This window comes from Intrasporangium sp., from assembly GCF_030452765.1.
Classification (GTDB): Bacteria; Actinomycetota; Actinomycetes; order Actinomycetales; family Dermatophilaceae; genus Intrasporangium_A.
This window is the reverse complement of the sequence record NZ_JAKDLO010000245.1, coordinates 1-5,325: the sequence shown is the minus strand read 5'-3', so window position 1 is coordinate 5,325 and position 5,325 is coordinate 1. Positions and strand designations below refer to the sequence as shown.

Genomic DNA, 5,325 nt, shown 5'->3' with positions numbered 1-5,325 from the left:
AGCTGACCTGAGAACACCCAGACGAGACACCAGTCCACTTGGCGCGGCATCTGACGCCCGGACGCCGCCAAGACTGGACCCGTGTCCAGTTCTCGTGGAGCAGATGGTGACCGACGTGTGGTCCTCGACGGCTGGGGACGTACTGGCGCTCAGCGGTTCACGACGGCGGCGATGACGGCGATCGCGATGAACAGCACGAGCGCCGCGACGGTGATCCGGTGCCGGAACTTGAAGTTCACTTGACTGCCTCGGGGGCAGGCTCGCTCGGGGTGGGGACCACCGGACGGTTCACGGCGAGGCTGAACCGGGGGTGGCCTTGGGCTTGGAAGCGCACCGCCACATTGTGCGTCCGTGCGGTCCAGACGGCCACGACGAGCAGGGACAGACCGACCATGATGGTGCCGATCGCGATGGTCCACCGGGCCCCGAACGCATCGCCGATCCAACCGATGACCGGCGCCCCGAGGGGCGTGCCGCCGAAGAAGATCGCCATGTAGAGGGCCATGACGCGCCCGCGCATCGCGGGGTCGACCGCGAGCTGCACCGTGGCGTTGGCGGTGGTGAGCGCGGTCAGCGACGCGAGCCCGGTGGGCACGAGGAAGACGGCGAACAGGGCATAGTTCGGAGCGATCGACAACAGCAACGTCGCGGCCGTGAAGCCGGCCAGCGCGACCAGCAGGACCCGCAGCCGGGGGTGGTTGCGGCGGGCGGCGATGAGGGCCCCACCCAGCGAGCCGATCGCCATGATCGAGCCGAGCAGGCCGTACTCCCCGGCGCCCTTGTGGAACACCTGCGTGGCCATCAGGGCCGTCGTCATCTGGAAGTTCATCCCGAACGTGCCGAGGATGAACACGAGGAACATCACCAGCTGGATGTCGCGACGTCCCCTGACATAGCGCAGCCCCTCACGAATCTGGCCCTTGCCACGCGACTTGGGCATCGGCACCAGCTCGGCGGCGTTCATCCGGGCCAGCGCGACGAGGACGAAGACGAAGCTCGCGGCGTTGACGAAGAGCGCGGGCGCGATCCCGACCATGGCGATGACCAGGCCGGCGACTCCCGGGCCGATGAGCCGGCCGAGGTTGAACGAGGCACTGTTGAGGGCGACCGCGTTGGCGAGGTGGTCGCGGTCGACCATCTCGGAGACGAACGTCTGCCTCGCCGGGTTGTCGAAGGCTGTCGCGACCCCTTGGGCGAACGCGATGAGGTAGACGTGCCACAGCTGCACGACCCCGAGGGCCGTGACGACGGCGAGCACGAGCGCTGTGAGCAGCAGCGCCGACTGGGTCATGACGAGCAGGCGGCGGTTCGGGACACGGTCGGCGACCAGGCCGGCCCACGGCGCGAGGATCAGGAAGGGCAGGAACTGCAGCCCGGTCACGATGCCGAGGGCCGAGGCCGACCCGGCCGTCAGGACGGTCAGGACGAGCCAGTCCTGGGCGACGCGGCCCATCCAGGTGCCGGTGTTCGACACGATGGCGCCGCTCGCGTAGATCCGGTAGTTCCGGATCCCGAGAGAGTGGAAGGTCGGGCTCACTCGCTGGCCACCTTGAGCAGGACGTCGCGCACCGAGGCGAGCAATGCATGCTCCTGCTCGCTGAGGCCATCGAAGCGCTGGAGCATCCACTCGTCCCGGTGGCGGCGGATCCGCTTGAGTGTCTTCAGTCCCTGCGGGGTCAGCGAGAGGATGACCTGCCGGCGGTCCTGGGGGTCGTCGGCGCGCGAGACGTAGCCCGCCTCGACGAGGCAGTTGGTCGTGCGCTTCATGCTCGGCGCGGAGACCCGCTCGATGTCGGCGAGCTCGCTGTTGGTGCGTGGGGCCGACTCGAGCCGGGACAGCACCGAGAACTGGTGCGGCGGCAGGAGCAGGTCGGACTCGTAACGCACCCGCCGGGAGATCCGCATGCAGGCGAGGCGTAGGTCGCTCGCCAGCCGCGCAAGCTCCGTGCGGCTCAGCGGCGCAACACCGCCCGCCTCGTCCACCATGTGCCTGCCTGTCGCCTGCCTACTCATGCTCCACTCTCATCGACCACTCGTTAGCATAACTCATTAGCCGGGCTAACCATTCCGAGGGTCGTGCGTCGGGCGCGCGAGAGGCCACCTACCGGTCAGCCGAGCAGCAGCGACTCGATCGGCGCCTTGGCGAAGAAGATGACGAACGCCGCCGCGATGACCCACAGGAGCGGATGGATCCGGCGCGCGTGCCCCTTGGCGATCTTGATCACCACCCAGGCGATGAAGCCGGCACCCATCCCGACGGTGATGTTGTACGTGAACGGCATGAGCACGATGGTGAGGAAAGCCGGGATCGCGACCTCCATGTCGCGCCAGTCGATCCCGGTCACCTGCTGCATCATGAGGAACCCGACGATGACGAGGGCGGGTGCTGCCGCCTCCGAGGGCACGATGGCGAACACGGGGGCAAGGAAGGTCGCCAGGAGGAAGAGAACTCCCGTGACCACTGACGCGAGTCCGGTTCGCGCGCCCTCGCCGACACCGGAGGCCGACTCGACATACGACGTGTTGCTGCTGATCCCGCCGGCGCCGCCGGCTGCCGCGGCGATCGAGTCGACGACGAGGATCCGGTCCGTCCGTGGCGGGTTGCCTTCCTCGTCGAGCAGACCGGCCTCGGCCCCGATCGCCACGATCGTGCCCATGGTGTCGAAGAAGTCGGCGAGCAGGAGGGTGAAGACGAACATCGCGGCGGTGACGATGCCGAGCTTCTCGAATGAGCCGAGCAGGCTGAACTGGCCGAGGATGCCGAAGTCGGGGGTGTTCGTCGGGTGTGACGGCCACTGCGGCACGCTCAGGGCCCACGCCTCGGGATTGGTCAGCGTGCCGTCCTTGTAGACTCGTGCTCCGATGTGGAACAGCGCCTCGAAGATCATCGCGAGCGCCGTGGCGACGATGATGCCGATCAGGATCGCGCCCTTGACCTTGCGGATGACGAGGACCGCCATCAGGAGCACCCCGACGACGAAGACGACGGTCGGCCAGCCGTCGAGGCTACCCCCGATGCCGAGCTCGCTCGGGACCGTTCCGTTCATCGGCGGCCGGGCAAAGCCCGCGTCGATGATGCCGATGTAGGCGATGAACAGGCCGATGCCGACCGAGATCGCAACCTTGAGCGGCCTCGGGATGGCGCGGAACACCGCGGTACGGAAGCCCGTCAGGACGAGTACGAGGATGATGACCCCCTCGATGACGACGAGGCCCATCATGTCGGCAAAGGTGATCTTCTCGGTCGCTGCGTGGGCCACGACTGCAGCGGCGATCAGGCCGTTGATGCCCAGACCCGCGGCGAGCGAGATGGGGAAGTTCGCCACGAGGCCCATGAGGATGGACATGATCCCTGCGACGAAGGCCGTGCCGACGGCGACGAGCAGCTTGCTGTGGTTCAGGTCGCCCGTGCCCCCGATGAAGTCGCCGGAGCCATCCTGGATGCCCGACAGGATGATCGGGTTGAGCACGACGATGTACACCATCGTGAAGAACGTGACGAAGCCACCCCGCACCTCCCGGGAGACGTTCGAGCCGCGCTCACTGAGCTTGAAGTACATGTCAAGCCTGGAGCCCTGCGGGCGGGTCGTGGTCTCGGTCGACATGGCGCACACCCTAGCCAGTGGCGTCACGATGGTCGCGCGGGGACACTCTAGGCTGGACGCGTGGCGACCGATGAGACCCGGACCAGCGGCGCGGGCGCCCCGGACGACGACGTCGTGACACCGGTGCATGTGCGGATGACCCGGATCGTCGAGATGGGGATGCTCGGGTGGCTCGTCGCGCTCGTCGTCGTCCTGCTCGTACCCGCTCTGCACGCCGGCGACCGGTCGTGGTGGCCGTGGTGCTGCGTGGCCGGGCTCGGTCTCGGCGTAGTCAGCCTGTTCTACGTCAGGCGGGGACGCGGCAACGCGGCCGACGCCTGAGCCGCCGCGGATGCGCCAGTTGGCCCCGGTCCGTATGCCGCTCAGTCCGTCGGCGGCTCATCCGGGGACTCGTGCGTGGTCGCTTCGTCCGGGTGGCGCCCCGGCGCGTCGCGCTCTGCATCGCCCTCACCCGTCGAGGGGTCACCCTGGGAGGCGCCGCCTTCCGTCGTCTCGTGGACCTCGATGTCGACGGCGAGCTCGTCAAGGACCGGGTCTTGCACCGATGCCGGCCGTGGCCGCCTGACATCCACCTCGGAGTGGGCGCCGCACCCATGGTCGAGGGACACGACGCGCCCGTCAGAGGGGGACCACTCGTTGGCGCACACGCCGAACACGGTCCGGAGCGCGCCGGCCATCGGGACGAAGTAGCCACACGTGGAGCAGGGCGCCGAGGCCTGCTGCGCAATCTCGCACGTCGGTCCGGGGTCCCCCTCGTACCACCGCGTTGCGGCGGTGCCACGGCCCTGAGCGGACAGGACCCGGTGGCGTCCCAGACCGAGCTCCCAGATCGCCATCTGGTCGACATCCTCGTCACCGGTCGCCTCGAAGCCTGCCTCGAGGTTGGGGTCGTCGAGCCGGTAGGGCAGCACGTCGCCGGCACCGAGATCGCCGGGGGCGATCCGGTCGGCGTACGGCACCCAGTCCGGTGCGAGGATCGCGTCGGGGCCGGGCAAGAGGTTCGTCTCGCAGACCGTCGCGGTGCGGGAACGGGAGACCCGCGCGACGCTGGCTCCCCAGCGCCAACCGCGGTAGCCGGGCGAGAGGCACTCGAACCAGTGCATGGCGAGGCGCCCACCGAGCATGTCCATGCCGAGGTACTCCCCGACGGTGCCCGGCTCGGCCACCTTGTCGACCTCGGCGCGGGCGAGCGGGACTGCCTCGGCGAGGATGGCGTCTCGCTTCGTCGTCACCGCCGCGGGGGTCACGTCATCCCTCCAGGTCGTCGGCGACGTGGCGCAGCACCTGGGCGACCTTGGCGCCGACCTTGCGCTCGGGGTAGCGCCCGTTGCGCAGGCCGGTGCTGACCCCGTCGAGCAGCTGCATGAGGTCCTCGATGATGACGACCATCTCCTCGGTCGGCTTGCGGTCGCGCTCACGACGGTTCGCGGCGACGGACTGGGCCGGTCCGAGGACCCGGACCGACAGGGCCTGCGCCCCCCGGCGCCCCTCGACGATCCCGAACTCGACCCGGGCGCCCTTCTTCAGGGTCGTGACGCCCTCGGGTAGGGCGCTCGCGTGCAGGAACACATCGGTGCCCTCGTCCTCGGCGATGAAGCCGAAGCCCTTGTCGGCATCGTAGAACCTGACCTTGCCAGTGGGCACAGTCCACCTCTTGCTTGTTGCTGGGAATGTGTCACCCAGCCTAACCGGGCCCAAGCCGGCTCCGTGTCCGGAGTGG

At 68.8% G+C, this 5,325-nt stretch carries 6 protein-coding genes; 1 reads left to right on the top strand and 5 read right to left on the bottom strand.

Annotated elements, in window-relative coordinates:
• Positions 1 to 235: 235 nt before the first annotated feature.
• From L0H79_RS20410 to L0H79_RS20400, 3 genes are all read right to left on the bottom strand, one after another.
• Positions 236 to 1,537 (bottom strand): MFS transporter, encoded by a 1,302-nt coding sequence (locus tag L0H79_RS20410; RefSeq protein ID WP_301486475.1) that lies wholly within the window; start codon positions 1,535 to 1,537, stop codon positions 236 to 238.
• Positions 1,534 to 2,013, bottom strand: coding sequence for a MarR family winged helix-turn-helix transcriptional regulator (locus L0H79_RS20405; RefSeq protein WP_301486474.1), 480 nt, complete (start codon positions 2,011 to 2,013; stop codon positions 1,534 to 1,536). Before L0H79_RS20405 ends, L0H79_RS20410 begins: the two co-directional genes overlap by 4 nt.
• Before the next feature lie 95 nt (positions 2,014 to 2,108).
• Complete coding sequence (locus L0H79_RS20400; protein ID WP_301486473.1) at positions 2,109 to 3,605, bottom strand: NCS2 family permease; 1,497 nt, start codon at positions 3,603 to 3,605, stop codon at positions 2,109 to 2,111.
• Positions 3,606 to 3,665: 60 nt separating this feature from the next.
• On the opposite strand from L0H79_RS20400, the gene L0H79_RS20395 reads away from it, so the two are divergent.
• Positions 3,666 to 3,926, top strand: coding sequence for a DUF2530 domain-containing protein (locus L0H79_RS20395; RefSeq protein WP_301486472.1), 261 nt, complete (start codon positions 3,666 to 3,668; stop codon positions 3,924 to 3,926).
• Between the two features lie 41 nt (positions 3,927 to 3,967).
• On the opposite strand, the gene L0H79_RS20390 is transcribed toward L0H79_RS20395, so the two are convergent.
• Positions 3,968 to 4,837: a DUF3027 domain-containing protein gene (locus tag L0H79_RS20390; protein ID WP_367652506.1), complete on the bottom strand. Its 870-nt coding sequence runs from the start codon at positions 4,835 to 4,837 to the stop codon at positions 3,968 to 3,970.
• 16 nt (positions 4,838 to 4,853) lie between these two features.
• On the bottom strand, positions 4,854 to 5,249 hold the full coding sequence (locus L0H79_RS20385; protein ID WP_301486470.1) for a cold-shock protein: 396 nt from the start codon (positions 5,247 to 5,249) through the stop codon (positions 4,854 to 4,856).
• Positions 5,250 to 5,325 lie beyond the last annotated feature (76 nt).

Excerpts from the sequence above, each read along its gene's own strand:
- L0H79_RS20400 (WP_301486473.1), bottom strand. The coding sequence starts at position 3,605 with ATGTCGACCGAGACCACGACCCGCCCGCAGGGCTCCAGGCTTGACATG.
- L0H79_RS20405 (WP_301486474.1), bottom strand. The coding sequence starts at position 2,013 with ATGAGTAGGCAGGCGACAGGCAGGCACATGGTGGACGAGGCGGGCGGT.